Origin of the sequence: Sphaerisporangium siamense (assembly GCF_014205275.1) — a bacterium.
Taxonomy (GTDB): domain Bacteria; phylum Actinomycetota; class Actinomycetes; order Streptosporangiales; family Streptosporangiaceae; genus Sphaerisporangium; species Sphaerisporangium siamense.
This window is the reverse complement of the sequence record NZ_JACHND010000001.1, coordinates 4,801,826-4,818,686: the sequence shown is the minus strand read 5'-3', so window position 1 is coordinate 4,818,686 and position 16,861 is coordinate 4,801,826. Positions and strand designations below refer to the sequence as shown.

22 protein-coding genes are annotated in these 16,861 nt (G+C 67.0%); 18 read left to right on the top strand and 4 right to left on the bottom strand.

Features of this window, described 5'->3' with window-relative positions:
• The first annotated feature begins 10 nt into the window (after positions 1-10).
• From BJ982_RS22370 to BJ982_RS22285, 18 genes are all read left to right on the top strand, one after another.
• Complete coding sequence (locus tag BJ982_RS22370) at positions 11-391, top strand: hypothetical protein (protein WP_184883073.1); 381 nt, start codon at positions 11-13, stop codon at positions 389-391.
• Positions 388-756, top strand: coding sequence for a hypothetical protein (locus BJ982_RS22365; protein WP_184883070.1), 369 nt, complete (start codon positions 388-390; stop codon positions 754-756). Before BJ982_RS22370 ends, BJ982_RS22365 begins: the two co-directional genes overlap by 4 nt.
• Complete coding sequence (locus BJ982_RS22360; protein WP_184883068.1) at positions 753-1,046, top strand: DUF5403 family protein; 294 nt, start codon at positions 753-755, stop codon at positions 1,044-1,046. Before BJ982_RS22365 ends, BJ982_RS22360 begins: the two co-directional genes overlap by 4 nt.
• Positions 1,046-1,477: a hypothetical protein gene (locus BJ982_RS22355; protein WP_184883066.1), complete on the top strand. Its 432-nt coding sequence runs from the start codon at positions 1,046-1,048 to the stop codon at positions 1,475-1,477. The genes BJ982_RS22360 and BJ982_RS22355 overlap by 1 nt, the downstream gene beginning before the upstream one ends.
• Before the next feature lie 54 nt (positions 1,478-1,531).
• Positions 1,532-2,380: an IPT/TIG domain-containing protein gene (locus tag BJ982_RS22350; protein ID WP_184883064.1), complete on the top strand. Its 849-nt coding sequence runs from the start codon at positions 1,532-1,534 to the stop codon at positions 2,378-2,380.
• 117 nt (positions 2,381-2,497) lie between these two features.
• Entirely contained in the window at positions 2,498-2,839 is a 342-nt protein-coding gene (locus BJ982_RS22345; protein ID WP_184883062.1) for a hypothetical protein, read from the top strand.
• A 98-nt stretch (positions 2,840-2,937) separates the two neighbouring features.
• Positions 2,938-3,270 (top strand): hypothetical protein, encoded by a 333-nt coding sequence (locus tag BJ982_RS22340; protein ID WP_184883060.1) that lies wholly within the window; start codon positions 2,938-2,940, stop codon positions 3,268-3,270.
• Positions 3,271-3,288: 18 nt separating this feature from the next.
• The gene (locus BJ982_RS22335; protein WP_184883058.1) at positions 3,289-6,477 is read left to right on the top strand and encodes a hypothetical protein; all 3,189 of its coding nucleotides are present in this window, start codon (positions 3,289-3,291) and stop codon (positions 6,475-6,477) included.
• 74 nt (positions 6,478-6,551) lie between these two features.
• Complete coding sequence (locus BJ982_RS22330) at positions 6,552-7,607, top strand: hypothetical protein (protein WP_184883056.1); 1,056 nt, start codon at positions 6,552-6,554, stop codon at positions 7,605-7,607.
• Complete coding sequence (locus BJ982_RS22325) at positions 7,607-9,157, top strand: Gp37-like protein (protein WP_184883055.1); 1,551 nt, start codon at positions 7,607-7,609, stop codon at positions 9,155-9,157. The genes BJ982_RS22330 and BJ982_RS22325 overlap by 1 nt, the downstream gene beginning before the upstream one ends.
• A gap of 3 nt (positions 9,158-9,160) precedes the next feature.
• Positions 9,161-10,444, top strand: a complete 1,284-nt coding sequence (locus tag BJ982_RS22320; protein ID WP_184883053.1) for a hypothetical protein — start codon at positions 9,161-9,163, stop codon at positions 10,442-10,444.
• Between the two features lie 9 nt (positions 10,445-10,453).
• Entirely contained in the window at positions 10,454-11,530 is a 1,077-nt protein-coding gene (locus BJ982_RS22315) for a hypothetical protein (protein ID WP_184883051.1), read from the top strand.
• Positions 11,530-11,991 (top strand): hypothetical protein, encoded by a 462-nt coding sequence (locus BJ982_RS22310; RefSeq protein WP_184883048.1) that lies wholly within the window; start codon positions 11,530-11,532, stop codon positions 11,989-11,991. The genes BJ982_RS22315 and BJ982_RS22310 overlap by 1 nt, the downstream gene beginning before the upstream one ends.
• Before the next feature lie 12 nt (positions 11,992-12,003).
• Complete coding sequence (locus tag BJ982_RS22305; protein WP_184883046.1) at positions 12,004-12,312, top strand: hypothetical protein; 309 nt, start codon at positions 12,004-12,006, stop codon at positions 12,310-12,312.
• A 97-nt stretch (positions 12,313-12,409) separates the two neighbouring features.
• Positions 12,410-13,414, top strand: coding sequence for a peptidoglycan-binding protein (locus tag BJ982_RS22300; RefSeq protein WP_184883044.1), 1,005 nt, complete (start codon positions 12,410-12,412; stop codon positions 13,412-13,414).
• 12 nt (positions 13,415-13,426) lie between these two features.
• On the top strand, positions 13,427-13,882 hold the full coding sequence (locus tag BJ982_RS22295) for a hypothetical protein (RefSeq protein WP_184883042.1): 456 nt from the start codon (positions 13,427-13,429) through the stop codon (positions 13,880-13,882).
• A gap of 76 nt (positions 13,883-13,958) precedes the next feature.
• Positions 13,959-14,306: a hypothetical protein gene (locus BJ982_RS22290; protein ID WP_203958906.1), complete on the top strand. Its 348-nt coding sequence runs from the start codon at positions 13,959-13,961 to the stop codon at positions 14,304-14,306.
• Positions 14,299-15,441, top strand: coding sequence for a collagen-like domain-containing protein (locus BJ982_RS22285; RefSeq protein ID WP_184883040.1), 1,143 nt, complete (start codon positions 14,299-14,301; stop codon positions 15,439-15,441). The genes BJ982_RS22290 and BJ982_RS22285 overlap by 8 nt, the downstream gene beginning before the upstream one ends.
• 50 nt (positions 15,442-15,491) lie before the next feature.
• On the opposite strand, the gene BJ982_RS22280 is transcribed toward BJ982_RS22285, so the two are convergent.
• From BJ982_RS22280 to BJ982_RS22265, 4 genes are all read right to left on the bottom strand, one after another.
• Positions 15,492-15,692 carry a hypothetical protein gene (locus tag BJ982_RS22280; RefSeq protein ID WP_184883038.1) on the bottom strand — a complete coding sequence of 67 codons (201 nt, stop codon included), beginning with the start codon at positions 15,690-15,692 and terminating at the stop codon, positions 15,492-15,494.
• Positions 15,682-15,981, bottom strand: a complete 300-nt coding sequence (locus BJ982_RS22275) for a hypothetical protein (protein ID WP_184883035.1) — start codon at positions 15,979-15,981, stop codon at positions 15,682-15,684. Before BJ982_RS22275 ends, BJ982_RS22280 begins: the two co-directional genes overlap by 11 nt.
• Before the next feature lie 108 nt (positions 15,982-16,089).
• The gene (locus BJ982_RS22270; protein ID WP_184883033.1) at positions 16,090-16,395 is read right to left on the bottom strand and encodes a hypothetical protein; all 306 of its coding nucleotides are present in this window, start codon (positions 16,393-16,395) and stop codon (positions 16,090-16,092) included.
• A gap of 104 nt (positions 16,396-16,499) precedes the next feature.
• Positions 16,500-16,784, bottom strand: coding sequence for a hypothetical protein (locus tag BJ982_RS22265; RefSeq protein WP_184883031.1), 285 nt, complete (start codon positions 16,782-16,784; stop codon positions 16,500-16,502).
• Positions 16,785-16,861 lie beyond the last annotated feature (77 nt).

The following is a 16,861-nucleotide window of genomic DNA, read 5'->3' as shown; positions in this document are numbered from 1 at the left end:
TGGAGATCCCATGCTGATGTCGCTCGCCGACATCGAGGCCCGCATGGGGCAGGTGTTCGAGGACGAGCGAGTCGATCAGGTCAACGCCTTCATCACCGACGTGACAGCGCTGGTGGAGACCTTCCTGCGGCGCAGCTTCGCCACATCCGCCCCGCCGGCCGCTGTGAAGGCGGTCGCCTGCCTGGAGGTGATCCGGTATCTCAACACCGACCCCGGTGTTGCAGCCGACCGAGTCGGCGACCTGTCCACGAGCTACGCATACGCCGGGGCCGTGGTCGTGCTGTCCAAGGAGGCCAAGGACGCGCTGAGGCCGTTCCGGTCGCGCACCGGCCTGGGCTCGATCCAGCTCGTCAGCCGGTACATCCCTGACCCTGTCGAGGAGACCCCGTGATCCTCGACCGGGCCCCGGAGAACATCAAGATCTTCAAGACCGAGTGGGTGGAGGACGGATACGGCGGCGGGCGAAACCCCGTGCCCTCCAGCTCCTTCCTCTCGGTCAAGGCGTTCATCCTGCCGACCGGCTTCGCCGGGGCCGGCTGGGCGGCCAACATGCGTTTCGCCTCCCAGGGCTGGGCCGACACCGCCCGCGTCTCGATCGTCATCAAGTGGTCCAAGGAGCTGGTGGAGCTGGACCAGTGGTCCCAGGTCGAGGCTCAGGGCCAGATCTGGACAGTGGTCCAGGCGCCCCGGCGGTGGTCGACCAGGCGCGTGAACTACGTGACCGTGCTGTGCGAGCTGAAGGGGGACGTCGAATGAGCGTGTGGGTCAACCCCAAGATCGCCGAGGTCATAGCGGGACTGCCCGGCGTCCACGCCGAGGTCATCGCGACCGCGCAGCGCGGAGCCAAGATCCTCAAGGCGAACATCGCCAGGCGCACCGGAGCGATGGCGCGCAGCGTCCGGGCCGAGGCCCTGGGCGACAAGGACGCCTTCTTCGGCGTCAAGGACGAGGGCGCGATCGGCTACAACTTCGGCCACTTCAACAACTGGGCCGACCGCGAGGTCCCTGGCTCTCACGTGATTGAAAGAACTATCTCGGAGATGTGATGATCCCTGACCCCGAGAAGACGATCATCGCAGCGCTTGAGCACTACATGCCCGACCTGGTCACCCAGGGCGTCTCCCGCGTCTTCAGTCAGGCCCAGAAGAACTGGGACAGGCAGGACTTCCTCGTGGTGCGCGCCACGGGCGGCGGGGCCTCCCGGCACCCTCACCTGTGGGCGGTCTGCTACTTCGAGATCGAGGCGTTCGCCAGCCAGCGCGGTAACGCCTCGCTGCTGGCTCGCCGGGCCGGGGCTTCGATGTCTCAGGCCAGCCGGGAGGGGTTCCGCTACGCCACCCCCGAGACGGCCGGCTACCTGTTCGGCTTCCGCGAGGTCAACGCTCCGTCGCTGATCTACGACGGCCTGAGCAGCAAGCACGGCGACACCTTCATGTTCCAGGGGACCTACCAGATCTCCATCCGGCCGCTGCGGTAACCCCCTCCTCTTCTTTCTTCTTCCTCCATGCCTGCATACAGGAGATTGGTAGTAATGGCACCCACCTACCTGACGAAGGACCCGGTCCTCGTTCCGAACACCGGCTACATCTTCGTCGCCCCTGAGGGCACCCCGAAGCCGGTCCTGCCGTACGACATCCGCACCGAGCGCACCCTGCGCGACAGCGTGGGCACCTCCTGGGCCTCCATCGGCAACACCTCGCTGGAGAACGGCCTGACGCACGACTCCGAGGGCGATGACCCCGAGGTGCTGGGCACCTGGCAGAAGCCCGCCCTGCGCACCACCAACCCGCCCAAGGTCTTCACGGTGACGCTGGCCCTGGCCGACTTCACCATCGACACCTACCGCCTGTACTACGGCGGCGGCGATGTGGCCGCTGACGGCTCGTTCGTCATCCCCTCGGTGCCGGCCGCGCAGACCAAGGCGCTGCTGGTGGTCGCGGTGGACGGTGACCGCCACGTGGTCGAGTACTACGAGCGGGTCAGCCTGATCGGCGCTGAGGGCGTCACCTACGACCCGGCCGCCCTGACGGAGATGCAGGTCGTCGCGACCATCCTGAGCGGCGCCAACGGCCTGGGCCAGATCTCCCCGGTCATGTGGGGCAAGGCGGTCGAGATCAACCCGCCGACCGTGACCGAGGTGACCCCGGCCACCGGCGCCCCCGGTTCGCAGGTGGTCATCACCGGCACCAACCTGACGGCCCCGGCGACCGTCTGGTTCGGCGTCTACGAGGGCGTCAACCCCGTCTACACGCCGACCGGCACCCAGCTCACCGTCACGGTTCCCGACCCGGTGGAAACCGGCGACCTGCCGGTTCAGCTCAAGGTCGAGACCAACTTCGGCGAGTCGGCCGGCACCTCTTTCACCATCGACCAGTCCTGATCCCAGCCCGGCCGGGCCTCACAACCCGTCCGGGCACCAAGCCCCGTTGCGTGCGCTGGGGATGGCCGCGCAGCGGGGCTTCGCCATCCCCGCATCCCCATGTCCCAAGGAGCCATCGTGGCTGTTCTGAAGTACGAAGACCTGGTTGCCGATGTCGAGCGTGAGCAGGTCGAGAAGGGCCTGGAGTTCGTCGCCAAGGACGGCAAGACCGTCCTGCTGCGCCCGATCCTGCTGCTGAGCAAGGACGAGCTGGCCGTCGTGCGGGGCCTCCTGCCGACCGTCACCAACAACGAGGCCGACCCCTTCGACCGGATCGACGCGATCGGCCGGATTCTCGTGGCCGCCTCCGACAAGAAGGACTCGCTGAAGAAGTCACTGGCCGACCTGCCGCCGCACTTCCACACCCGCATCTTCGACGACTGGATGAAGGCGGCCAAGTCGGGGGAAGCCTCAGCCTGATCGAGCTACTGGACAGCCACGGGGACGAGCTGTTCGCCGACTTCCTGCGGTTCTACCGAATGGACCTGCGGGACCTTCGCCGCGGACTGCTCTCCCCCGTGCTCGTTCTGGCACTCATCAGGCATCTCCCCCTCGACTCCGCATACGTCTCCGCGTTGCGCGGCCCGGAGTACGCCGGCTGGGACCGGCACGCCTACATGCTGGCCGACGTTTATGACGCCTTCAACGCTCTGACCTGGCTCTACCAGGCCGCGCACAGCGACAAGCCGAAGAAGGTCAAGCCCTTCCCGCCGTACCCGCGCCCCGGCGCGCAGGAAGCGGAGAAGCCCACCAAGCCCAACCCACTGCTTGCCCGTTTGCGGGGCGAGGACGCCCCTGCGCCCGTGATCGGGCCCGGCTCGAAGGTGCCCCTTCCTCCTCCTCGCCCGTGAGCCGGATGGAGGAGACACATGGCAGGGAGTCCTGCGCGCAAGGAAGTCGCGCGCGTCGGGGTCAAGGTCGTCCCGGACACTTCGGACTTCGGTAAGGAGCTGAAGGCCGAGCTTGCCCGCTGGTCCAACGAGAAGATCGAAATCGAGGTTGAGGCCGACCTCGCCCAGTTCGAGGCCGAGCTGAAGAAGGCGATCACCGACCGCAAGGTCCAGGTGGAGATCGAGCTTCAGACGGCCAAGGCCGAGGCAGAGCTTCAGACGTTCCTGCGCGACCGCAACATCAGCATCGACCTCAACCTGAACACCTCAGCGGCGAGCGCCCGGCTGGCGGACCTCACCAAGGCCGAATCCAAGACGATCAACATCGACGTGGACGCGCTCGCGGCCGAGGTGAAGATCAAGCAGATCACCCGGACCGAGACCAAGAAGGTCCAGGTCGATGTTGACGGCGACTCCCTCAACCGGGCCGCCAACGTCATCAACACCACCGTCAAGAACTCCAGCGGCATGTTCTCCGGCCTGACCGACGCCGTCAGCGGCATCCTCAGCGGGCTCAAGGAACTCGGCTCGACAGCGGCCACCGCCTTCAAGTCCCTGATCACGGGCGGAAGCCTGTCCATGGAGTCGCTGGGCAACGTGCAGGGGGCGGTGCTCAGCATCGTCACCGGCCTGGCCCAGCTCGGCGGGGCGACCGTCCTGCTTGGTGCCGTTGTGGGCCTGCTCGGGTCAATCGTCGTAGCGGCCGGCGCTGCCGCCCTGGCCATCGGCGGGGTGCTGATCGGTGCTGCCGCCCTGGTGGCGCTGCCCTTGCTGCTGGCGGGCGTGGTCTACAGCTTCATGCAGTCCTCCAAGGACTTGGAGGAGGAGTGGGCCGGGGTCCTGGAGAACTTCTCCGCCGCGTTCAAGGAGTCGATCACTCCAGCTCTGGAGACCTTCACCGACCTGGCGGACCGGGCCGCCGACGCGATGCAGAAGGGCCAGCCCTTCTACGACGCCTGGGTCAAGGCCCTGGGCGAGGCCATGAAGGCGATCGAGCCCCTGGCCAAGGGCATGGCCGAGTTTGCCACTGGCGCGCTACAGGGCATGGCAGACGCTCTGGCCAAGCTCAACCAGAGCGGCTTCTACGAGCAGATCCAGACCGGGTTCGCCACCCTCGGCGAGGCGTTCGGGAACTTCTTCAGCGTCCTGGCCGACTACGGGCCGCAGTTCGCCGAGGGGTTCAACGCGATCGGCGACTCGATGGCCGAACTGCTGCCGTCGATTGCGAACCTCGCGGGTGCTTTCGCCTCTTTTGCGCCTGCCGTCCTGGAAGGTCTGACTGACGCCTTCACTCGGCTGTTCGACGCCTTCAGCGCCAACAAGGACGTCTACGGCGTGGCCGCCGTAGCCTTCGCCCGAGCGCTGCGGGACATGGCTCCCGGGCTGGAGGCCGTCGCCGCGGCCTTCGCCAAGATGGCCCCCGCCGTGCTCGCCGCCCTGGCCGTAGCGGTCAACACCCTGGCCCAGGCGATATCAGACCCCAACACCATCCAGGGCCTCACCACCCTGGCCACGACCCTGATCAACATCGGGGCGGCAGCGGCCGAGGCCGCCACCACCGTGGCCGCCAACGTGGGCACGGTGATGAGCGACGTCGCCACCTCCTGGGACACCATCTCCGGGGTCATCAAGAACACGACCTCGGTCAGCATCCAAGATCTCAAGAACCTCGTGACGCAGGCCGACTCGACCAACGAGGCAGCCTCCAACCTGGCCAAGCAGATCAACCTGTCCTTCGGCCTGGTCGTTGCCGATTCGGTCAACAAGATGCGTGAGCTGCGCAAGAGCTGGGACGAGGCCATCGCCGACCTGGTGGAGAAGGGGAACACCGGCTCGGCCCAGCTCAACGAGGGGTTCCGGCAGCGCTTCCGCGAACTGCTCGAACACGTCGAGTTCACCGGCACCCAGCTCAGCACCACCTGGGCCCAGAAGATGCAGGCGTTGATCACCGAGACGCAGAAGTCCGGGGACCCGCTGGCCGTGTCCATGGGCCAGAACATGCAGAAGATCTTGACGGTCCTCCAGACCGCCGGGCCGCAGGCCGTCGAGCAGGTCAAGGCCATGCTCAAGGGGATGGAAGACCAGACCCAGGCCAGCCAGATCGCCGAGCTTATGGGCATCGAGATGGACGGCGCGGCCAAGAAGGTCCAGGACGGGGTCACCCAGGCGCAGCAGAACTTCTCCAAGCTCCCCGAGGTCATGCGAGAGCTGATCAACTCCTCCAAGACCCCGGAGGAGCTGGCGGCCAAGCTCGACGCGATGAACGCCGTCATCGGCGAGAAGGCCACCGCAGGGGCCCAGCAGTTCGCCAAGCTCCCGGAGGGCATGGCCAAGGCCGTCGCCAACGACACCGTGACCACGCAGGTCACCGGGGTTATGGCCAAGGTCACGGCCGCTGTGAACAAGGGCGTCTCCGAAGCCATGGCGGCCTTCGCCGAGCTGCCCAAGGCGATGTCCAACACGGTCGTGGCCGACGCCTCGGTGGTGGTCGCGATGGCAGGCCAGATGAACATGGTCCGGGCCGCGATCACCAAGGGTGTCTCGGACACGATCGCCGTCTGGCGCACGCTACCGGTCCAGATGAACACCGCCACGGCGGCCGACCAGACGCCGGCCACGGTCCAGGCGAACATGAAGAAGGTTGTCGACTACATCACCAAGGCCGTCTCGGACTCGGTGGCGCAGTTCAAGAGCCTGGCCACCCAGGCAGCCGAGCAGGGCAAGCTGACCTCCTTCGTCTCGGCGATCACCAACGCGATGAACACCGCCAAGAAGGTCGTCGCCGATGCTGTGGCGGCGATCGTCGCCGAGCTGGAGAGCCTGAACCGCACCTTCAAGGGCCCGACCATCGAAGCCCCCAAGCAGGAGGGCGGCGGTGGCGACACCGAGCGGTCGTCCTTCTCCGGCGGCGATGACCCGCCGCTGCTGAAGATGGCCGCCTTCGAGCCGCTGGCGCTGAAGACCGCCCCGACGCCGAACAGTGATCCCCTCGGTTCGCTGGCGGCCGGGGTCGCCTCCTACGTCGGTTCGCTCAACTCGGCCGGCCAGCAGCAGCAGGCAGCAGGAGTGACGAAGGTCTACGACATCAAGATCTACGCCGCCCCGGACATCCCCACCGAGGAGTCGCTGCGCAAGCAGCTCTCCTACGCCGACGCGCTCTACGAGTAACCCCACCCCTCAGCAGGGCCCTGGCCACCCTCCCGGCCGGGGCCCTTCTTTCTTCTTGCTCAGGAGGTCAGCCCGTGCTGTTCAAGCCCACCGTCGTGCAAGTACGAGGAGTGGACGGGGCGCTCTACACCCTCACCGACGAGAAGTCCTCCGGGGCCACCATCATGCTCCGGCGCGGGGCCAAGGGCCTGGACGCTCCGAGTTTCGATGTGAAGGCCGACGAGTACCCGGCGATCGACGGCGGCTTCCTGCGCTTCGCCCGAGCCGGCATCCGCGAGATCTTCCTGCCGCTCACCATCACCGGCTCCACCCGGGCCCAGATGATGGCGCTCAAGCGCCGCTTCATCGCCAGCCTCAACCCCAAGCGGGGGCTGGTCACCCTCCAGACCACCGAGTACGCCGAGGTGGGAGGGCTCCTGGTCGCCGAGACTCCGCGCGTTCTCACCTGCTTCTACGCCAGCGGCATGGAGGGCGGGGAAGGTAGTGACGACGGCGTTCACTGGGCCAAGTACGGCGTGGTGCTGCGGGCGACCAACCCCTACTTCCAGCACCCGACCCGCAGCTTCGCCAGCTTCCTCACCTACCCGCTGCTGCGGCCCTTCATCGACCCGCCCGAGGGCGCCAACCCGTTCCTCAGCGTGGACGGCGACACCCCGGGCAAGGGGCTCCAGTTGTCCTCCAACGCAGTGTGGGTGGACTCCCTGGACCTGGACAACCCGGGCGATGTGGAGTCCCAGCCCCGCTGGGAGATCCGCGGCCCCCTGAACTCGCGCATGTCGATCGTCCGCAAGGACGACGAAGGCAACATCGTGTCCGAGCTGCGCCTGGACCAGGCCGTCACCATCTCCCCTACCGAGGTGCTGGTCATCGAGACCACCAAGGGCTCACAGTTCGTGCGCCGCTACCAGGCCGCTGACACCGGCAGCGAGTTCGACCCGGCCGGGGGCGACTCGATGTGGTGGGCCTTGGACGCCGCATCCACGATGTGGCCGATCGAGCCCGGTGTGAACCACGTCTCCCTCGTCATCGACAAGCCGGCCGACATGACCCCCGAGCAGGAAGCCATCTGGATGGCGGGCAACCAGCCCAACGCCTCGGTGTCCTTCCTGCCCTCCTTCATGGGAATCTGATGCGCAACTTCCGGATCTACGTCAGGGAGTCGCTGTTCCCCCGCACCAAGGCGGAGGGCGGCGACGGCCTGGCCCCCCTTGCCATCGTCGGCCTCGCCGACGCCTACACCACCTTCGACGCCATCCCCCGGCACAACGCGGTCGGCTCGTGGAGCCTGACCATCCCCGCCGGGCATCCGCAGTCCCGGATGATCCAGCCCGGCCGAGGGATCGTCGTCTTCCAGGAGGGCGAGAGCGAGCCCCTGTTCTCCGGGCCCATCACGCAGATCGAGAAGGTCTGGGACAGCGACAACGCGGGCGCCGGCTCGGTGGTCGCCACCGGAGTGGACGACAACTACCTGATGGCCGAACGGCTCGCCTGGACCAACCCGGCCGCCGACATCCACATGGCCTCGGCCTTCCAGTACTGGCAGGTCAACAAGGACTGGCCCAACACGGGAGAGCTGCTGCGCCAACTGTTCCTGGCCAACACCCAGGGCCTTGCGCAGCGCCGCCTGGATCGGGTGTTCATCCCCGGCCCGGGGTCCACCGCCGCCTTCTTCAACGACGACACCGCCCGAGCCGCGCGGATCAGGTTCGACCAGCCCGACCAGCTCGTGTCGCTGCTGAGCGCCATCTACGGATTCCGTATCCGCTTCATCTGGCACCCCAACCCTTCTACGGTCGCCTCCAACGGCGACCCCGAGGCCACCGGTCCGGGCATCCTGCTCAAGCTCGAACCCATCTCCAACCTCACCAACGACATCCGCTTCGGAGCCGAGCTGGGGAACCTGCGGGGCTTCAAGTACCTGACCAAGGCCCCCAAGGCGACCCGCCTGGTCATCGCCACCCAGAACCGGACCTGGCGCGAGGTCACCCAGACCCCGACCTACGACGGCAACGACGTCGCGACCGGATACACCGAGGTCTCGGTGGAGAAGTCGGGCCCCGAGCGGTGGCACGGATACTTCGCCAACGACGTGTACGACCCCGAGTGGTGGGGCAACCCCGACGCCACGCCGGCCGACAAGCAGCACACCCTCGCATGGGCCGAGGCCGGTTTCACCGCCACCGAAACCGAGTGGGGCATCACGGCCGAGCGCTACAAGGACCGGCGAGACATCCCCTGGCAGTGGGTCCAGGACCCCACCAAGCCGACCGGCTGGGCACAAGACCCTCCCCCCTGGTCCTCGCAGTACCGGGCCATCCAGGACGAAGCAGAGTCCTTCTACCTCGACTCCGGTCCTACCGCCTCGATCTCCATCGACCCGCTGGAGACCGACTCGACCATGTTCGGCGTCCACTACGGCCTGGGCGACCTCATCCGGGTCGTCATCGACGGCGAGGTCCGAGACGAGATCGTGCGTGAAGCGCGTCTCAGCTCCAGCGCCCAGGACGGGCCCCGGGTCAAGCCGACACTCGGCACCTTCGGCTCAGGTGAGACCCCCTACCTGTACGGCGCGATCCGCGCCCTGTGGGACCGGGTCCACAACGTGGAGGGCCGAGAAGACCTCAAGCACACCTTGACCGACGTCCCGATCTCTGACTTCGACATCCGGAAGGCGGTGTAGCTCGTGAGCTTCGGCCACATCACTGTCGTACCTGAGACGACGTGCGACGTCGCAGGCGCCTACGCCATCGCCTCCACCAGGTATTGGACGTTCGCCGGGGTGGAGAGCCGGCACAACGTCGAGATCCTGATCGACGGCTACACCGCCGCGACCCTGGGGGTATGGCCGCAGGGCGACGACAGCTTCCCCGAGTCGTGGGTCCACATCCCCAATGATGGCCGTTCCCATGAGGTCCAGTACGTGGACCGCGGCCTCCTCGGAACGCCTGAGGGATCGACCGTTCCGGTCGAGCTGGCCTCCAACTGCCCAGGGGTGCTCAAGGCCCGCGTGCTCGGGCAGACACAGAACAGCCAGAGCCGCGAGACGTTCGTGGACGTGGAGATCACCCGGGGCAACACGGCGTCCTCGCCGTACACCTGCCGCCTGGTGGTGGACGGCAAGCCGGCCGGTGCCGACATCGTGGTGAACTCGGGTGAGACGCTGACCCGGCGCATCACCATCCCCGGCGACGGCAGCAAGCACCTCATCAAGGCCGAGCTGTGGGCGGGGTACTGGGCGTCGGAGGTCCCGTTCCTCTGGTACGTGGTGCAGGCCATGTCGCCCGGCGGCGGTGGAGGGATTCCGCCCACTGGACCGGCTTCCCAGTTCGTCCCCGGCGAGACCGTGTACGTCCAGAGCAACACGCTCAGCACCCCGCTTGCCACCGATGGCAGCGAGTGGGTGCTGGTGGAGATCTCTCCCCGAGGGACCACAGACCAGTGGGAGCCGGCGGGTGTCGAGGGCGGCCTGATCAGCCCCGACGATGACGGCGCCTGGTACGTCTCCATCGAGACCAACGCCCAGGACTTCCCCGTGGGATCGCAGTGGGCCATCCGGGTCCGGCGATTCCGCAACTACCAGGAGTCGCTGGCCAAGCTGGCGTACTTCGACATGGTGGCCGGCCCTGTGCCGCCCGTGCCGGGCACCTACGAACCGCCCGTCATCACCGGCCCGGTCAACCACAACCAGCCCGGCTCGTCCTGGATGGACCTGTGGGGCACCGGCTGGCCAGGCAGCGTCATGCACTTCGACGTCGAACACGTCACCGAGTGGGGAACCACCTACTACCTGCCCTTGGCCGTCTCGACCGGCCCCACCGGGCAGTGGCACACCCGCGTCTACGACAAGCAGCAGGACCCGGAGCACGACTACAAGGTGATCTCCTATCGGGCCCGGAGCAGTCTCAACGGCCAGACCTCCGAGTGGTCTGAACCCCGTGAAGTCACCTGGCACCGCCCCCTTCGCTAAGGAGTCCCCTTGACCACGCCTATCCCCTCCACCACCGAGCACGGCTGGCCCTTCGCCACCGGTCCAGGCCAGGTCGTCGATGAGCACTCCTGGGAGACGATGGCCAGCACGTGGCAGGTCTCCGGCGTCGTCGGCTACCCCGAGACGGGCTCTGTCCCGTCCACGGGCAACCGCGGCCTGTACGCCACGCGGATCAGCGCAACTCAGATCGAGATCCAGCCCGGCGTCGCGAGCATCGCCGGTCACTTCTACGAGCTGAAGTTCCCCAAGACGTTCGACCTGGACATCACCGGTTCGGTCTGGGCCGGGGACAACACCCGCCAGGACGTGGTGACGCTGCGCCTGGACCGCAACGGGGCCGGCTTCCAGTTCGTCCAGCTCAAGAACGCCATCGACATGACGGGCCAGACCCTCGCCCTGGAGACCCCGGGCGAGGAGATCCCGCTCGTCCAGCTCGGCATCACCAACGGCACCGGCCTGACGGCCGCCCCGATCGACCGCCGCTGGTTCGCCGGTATGCACGTCCGTCCGATCCGGGGCGATGTCCCGTTCCTGGACCCGGCTCCCCGAGACGGGGAACTTGGCGTGGACACGACAAACAACTTCATCGTCGTGGGCCAGGCCGGTGAGTGGGTGCCCGCCTCGCAGGTCTTCAACAACGACGGGGCGCTAGCCGCCGCCGTGGCCGACCTCCAGACCCGTGTGACCGACATCGAGGCTGAGCCGGCCGCCGGGCCCATCACGCTGACCTACTCGATCTCGGGTTCGGTGACGGTCGGGGCCGGGACGTTCCGCATCTACAACGACTCGGGCAACGCCTGGACGGTCTTGGCCGTACGCGCCACGGTGGGCACCGCGCCCACGGGCGGGACCAACGGCATCCGGATCGACGTGAATAAGAACGGCACGTCCATCTTCGCCAGCTCGGGCGCCCAGCCCGCCATCGCGGTGAGCACCAACACCATCAAGACGACCACGTTCGCCACGTCCACGGTCGCGGATGGCGAATACCTGACGGTCGATGTGGACACCATCGGCGCGACCGTCTCGGGCTCCAACCTCGTCGTCCAGGTGGTGGTCCGCTGATGGCAGACATCGTCGAGGACTTCGAGGACAGCAACTACGCCTTCCCCATCAACTTCGGAGCCTCGGGCAAGACCTGGTTCCGCTCGACGACGGAGAGCCAGAGCGGGAACTACTCGTTGCAGGCTCCGAACACCTCTGGCATCAACAACCAGGACTTCACCTGCACCATCACCATCCCGCCGGGTGCCACATCCGTCCGGCTCTGGGGCATGACCGACTGCGAGACAGCAGACAACCTGATGGTCTTCGTGGGCTCCAGCAGCTCCTCCAGCTTCACTCGAAGCGGATTCACCCCCTGGGCCCAGTCACCCGCGATCGATGTGACGGGGCAAACCCAGCTCCGCATCGTCTACCGCAAGGACGTCTCGCAGGACGCCGGGCGAAACCTGGTCTGGGTGGACAACATCGTGTTCACGATCCCCACCAAGGTCAACGGCTGGGGCCCCGTCCCCCTGTTCTGAGGACGAGATCCCATGAGCGACAACACCGATCCCTACCTCGCGCTCTCCCTGGAGAAGCTTCAGCGGTTAGTCGAGGTGGGGTTCGAGAAGACCAACGGCCAGAACGCCTTGATCCTGCTGCGTCTCGACCAGCAGGACGGCGAGCACGTCAAGCTCGTCGGCCGGGTGGACGAGCTGGAAGGCCGGCTCGTCGAGGTGGACAAGAACGCCGTGACCAACGACCAGCTCAAGGACCGTACCCGGCTGATCCTCACCTTCGTGACCGTCCTGGTCAGCATCGTCGGCGCGATCTTCGGCGCCATCCAACTGTTCACCTCCTGATCGCGGCCAGCTCCGCAAGTCCGGCCCATAGACCGGTGAGAGAGAAGAAAGAAGAAGGGCCCTGCCACTCGGCGGGGCCTCTTCGTTTGGAGGCTCAATGACCACCGCAGCCAAGGTGATCGCGGAAGCTCGGGCGGACCTGGGCATGCGGGAGAACCCGGCCGGCTCCAACCTCGTGCCCATCACCCGCGAGTTCGGGAAGATCCCCGGCTACCCGGGCGGGGGCTACGGCTACCCGTGGTGCGCCGCCGCGACCTCGATATGGTGCAAGGCCGCCGGGCTGAAGGCAGGCACCGACTACCCGCACACCCCGTCGACCCTCGCTCAGTACGACTGGGCCAAGACGAACAAGCGCTGGTACTCCACCCCGAAGGTCGGAGACCTGGTGCTGTACTCGTCCAACGGCACGCGGGCCGGCATCTACCACGTCGAGCTGGTGGAGAAGGTCTCGACCTCCTCGATCACGACCATCGGAGGCAACACCTCCGGATCGGCCGGCGACGGCATCGAGGGCAATGGGGACGGCTGCTACCGCAAGACCATCACCCGAGGCAACGCCCGGATCATCGGCTACGTCCGACCCCGCTACGCGGACGCCTCAGAGGCCCCTGAAAAGCCCTGGGACGGCAAGTCCTACCCGGGACACCTGGTGCGCCGAGGCGACCGCGGAGCCGAGGTCAAGGCCGTCCAGAACATGCTGAACGCCTTCGACTGGAAGCTCGACGTCGATGCCGACTTCGGCCCCTCCACCGAGCACGCGGTGCAGGTCTTCCAGAGCAATCACAAGCTCATGCCTGACGGCGTCGTGGGCCCCGACACCTGGAAGGCGCTCGCGGCAGGCCCCCTGAAGAAGGAGCCCGCCAAGGCTCCCGCCAAGCCTCCGGCGAAGGCTCCCGAGCCTCGCACCCTCAAGCTCAAGGACGTCGGCGACGACGTGAAGGCGGCCAAGGCCAAGCTCATCGCCGCTGGCTACACCTACATCACGCCCGGCACGTACTTCGACGCCCCCACGCAGGTGGCGGTCATGGACCTCCAGGCCCGGCGCCAGCTCGACCTCACCGGCCAGATCGGACCCCAGACCCGCAAGGCCCTCAGCCTGTAAGGAGATCCCCTCGTGGATGTGAACGAGCTTCAGGCCAGCTTGCAGGCCCTCATGGACCGGCAGAAGGCCGGGCCCGCCCCAGAGCCGGTCCCCGTACCGGCGGACGTGCTGGTCGCCAGCGCGACCCCCGGCCCCTACGACCACCTGTACGCGCCTGCGGACACCACCGCCAACCAGCCCGCCTACCAGCCATACGAGTTCGACGACCACCTTCTCGAAGAGAACGAGGAAGCAGGAGACGTGAAGATCACCAACGTTGCGAACGCCATCTACCGGGCCAAGCGGACCGGTTTCCAGGGGCTCCTGGCCTCTGTCCTGGTCTCGGTCGGCACGGTGCTCGCCGCCGTCCAGCTCAACGCCGAGATCGACTGGAAGCTTCTGGCCCTGGCCCTCGGCCAGGCCGTCCTCACCGCCGTCATCTCGTTCCTCCACAACGACAAGACCGCGGAGTCCAACACCGCCGAGTGACCCGCAGCAAGAAGAAAGAACTCGACCCTCGCCCTTCGGGGCGAGGGTCTTTCTTCATTCATAGGAAGGGTTGAGAGTGGCGGGAACCTACCGCTTCAAGATGGACCAGGGCTCGACCGTGCGTCGGCCCCTGCGCTGGCTCCGCAACGGCGAACCTATGGACCTCACCGGGGCCACGGCCCGCATGGAGATCCGCACGGCTGCCGGAGGCGCGCTACTGCACCGGCTCGACACCACCAACGGCGGCATCACGCTCGGCGGTACGGCCGGGACGATTCTGATCTACATACCCGCTGCCGTCTCCTCGGCCTGGACGGTCCTCCAGGGTGTCTACGACCTCGAAGTGGTCTTCCCCAACGAGGACGTCACCCGGCTCCTCCAGGGCAACTTCTCCGTCTCTGCGGAGGTGACGACCGGTGAGTGACGTCATCGAGATCGCCAGCGATGGAGCGCTGAGCTTCGAGTTCGCCGACGACATCGAGACCGTGGAGGTCGGATACCTGCCCGTGGGCGTAGGTGCCGGCCCGAAGGGCGACCGAGGCTACAGCGCCTACGAGGTCGCCGTGCAGGGAGGCTTCACCGGGACCGAAGCTCAATGGCTCGCGTCCCTCAAGGGCCCGGCCGGCGCACCCGGTGAACCCGGGCCCGCTGGCGAGCGCGGTCCAGCCGGGGAGCGTGGACCCGAAGGCCCCCGGGGACCCGAAGGACCGCAGGGCCCCGCAGGCGCCGATGGGCTGCCCGGTCCGGCTGGAGCTGATGGGGCACCTGGGCAGCCCGGCGCGGACGGAGACCCCGGCCCGCAAGGCATCCAGGGTCCGAAGGGCGACCCCGGAGAGCCGGGAGCCCAGGGAATCCAGGGACCGCCCGGGGCCGATGGCGCTCAGGGCCCGAAGGGAGACCTCGGCGAGCCCGGAGAGCAGGGGCCTCGGGGCTTCACCGGGGCTGACGGCGTGGACGGCGTTGACGGCGCAACCGCGTATGAGCTGGCCGTGGCCCACGGCTTCGAGGGCACCGAGACCGAGTGGCTGGCCTCCCTCGTCGGCCCGCAGGGACCCAAGGGCGACCCGGGCGATCCGGGCAGCGGAGGTGGCGGCAGCGTCGTCGTTCGCAAGACGAGCGCCTACATCACTTCCGGTAGTGCCAGCCCTATCCCAGGGGCGGGCGCGGGGAACTGGACCGTCGTCCCGAACTACGAGATCTCCATCGCCGCCCAAGAGGGCGACTGGGTGTCCATCGACCTCTCGGCGATGCTGAACCTGGCCAGCGGCGGAACCTACCTCGACCTGGCCGTCATCGTCGGGTCGACGCCTGTCCGCTACCTGTCCAACGGGGAACCGACCCCGGCCGCCGAAGGCGACCCGACGTTGTACCCATCGGCCGGCACCTTCCGGACCACGGGCTACAGCAAGGGCTTCTGGGTGACGGCGGGAGACCTCGACAACGGCAGGGTGCGTTTCGTCATCGTCTGCGCCGGAGCCACCGCTGGCACCATCTTCTCCGAGGCGGCCTACCCCTTCTACTGGGAGGCCGAATCCATCACGGGCGCTGTGCCCGGCTGAACAACGAGCCCCCGGTCTTCGGACCGGGGGCCTTTCGTCGTTTCAGAGGGTCACTCGCTCGCCAGATCGACTTCCGTGCCGATGGGCGCCGACAGGTCGGCCCACTCGATCTCTTCCACCGTGAACTCGACCACGCCGAGCTTGTCGTAGACGTGGACCTCCTTCACCACGGCGGTGATCTCACCCCCGAGGCTGGCCCACAGAACGATGTCGTCGCCCGGGGCCAGCTCCTCGGCCTTCTTACTCACCATCAGCGGTCTCCTCCTGCTTGCTGTCGTTGAGGGGCACGGGGGGCTTCAGACCCGCCTCGAACGCGGTCTTGAACACCTTCTTGAGGAAGGCCCGCTGGTACCTCAGCTCGGGCCCGTTCAGCAGCTCCTCGTGGACCAGCCGCCGCTGGGCGCGCTGGAGGAGCATGTGGAGCTGCCGCTTGACCACCATCGGCTTGCACACCTCGCAGCAGGCCCAGGGCTCCTCGAAGCGGTGGGCACCCAACGGGGTGATGACGGTGAACCCTCTTCGCTGGGCGAAGGACCACACGGGCGGGTGGCCCTTCAGCCCGCAGAAGTCACAGAGAATGAGTCCTCCTTCTGGGCATGAAAAAGCCCCGGCCGGCCGGCTGGCTCGGGGCTTGTCGTGCAGTGGGGGCTATGAGCCCACCAACTGGGCCTTACAACCTGCGAGGAAGGCTTCCTTGTCGTCGTCGGTGACGTTCGTCAGATCCCCCTTCCAGTCGTGCTTGGGCGCGTACTCCAGCGCTTCCGTGCAGGTCTTGAAGGCGGCGCTGTTGGCCGGGTTGCGAATCAGGAGTCCGTAGCTCTTGCCCTCTGCGTAGAACCTGCTCTTTTTCATCTCCTCCTCGCTGGGCGGCCCATACGCCTTCATCAGAGCGAAGACGAGGACGGCGAGGGTCACGGTTTGCGTGACGATGAGGACTTTGGTGAGCAGCTTCAAGACGTTTCCTCCGTGTCGCTAAGTGCGACACGAGGTTACAACCCTCGCATTAGGTGCGCAGGCGGAATGAAGAACTCATACCGGCCGCAACCCGGCCTTGGGGATTAATCGTACGCCAGGTGCTCGAAGCACTTCATGGCGAGCTTCCGATTCTGGAAGTAGCGGGTGCGGTGCGGGTCCGGGCTGTTGCCGAAGTGGGACCGCTGGACGAACCAGCGGCCCGAGCCTCCGGCAAGGGTGAAGGTGACCGTCCCGGCCCCCTCGATGTCCCGGTCTTCGCTCTCGAAGAAGCGAACCCGGGCCCCCTTGCGATCGACGGGGATGTCCCGCTTCCAGGCGAGCCCGTCTGCCTCGTAGGTGTGAGCCGAGCTATCTTTCCGGATCAGCATTTTGATCAGCGCCTAACGGCTATGCTTCGTTGCCGAAGGGGCCGACTCGTTGAACGACGAATCGGGCCGGTGAGTGG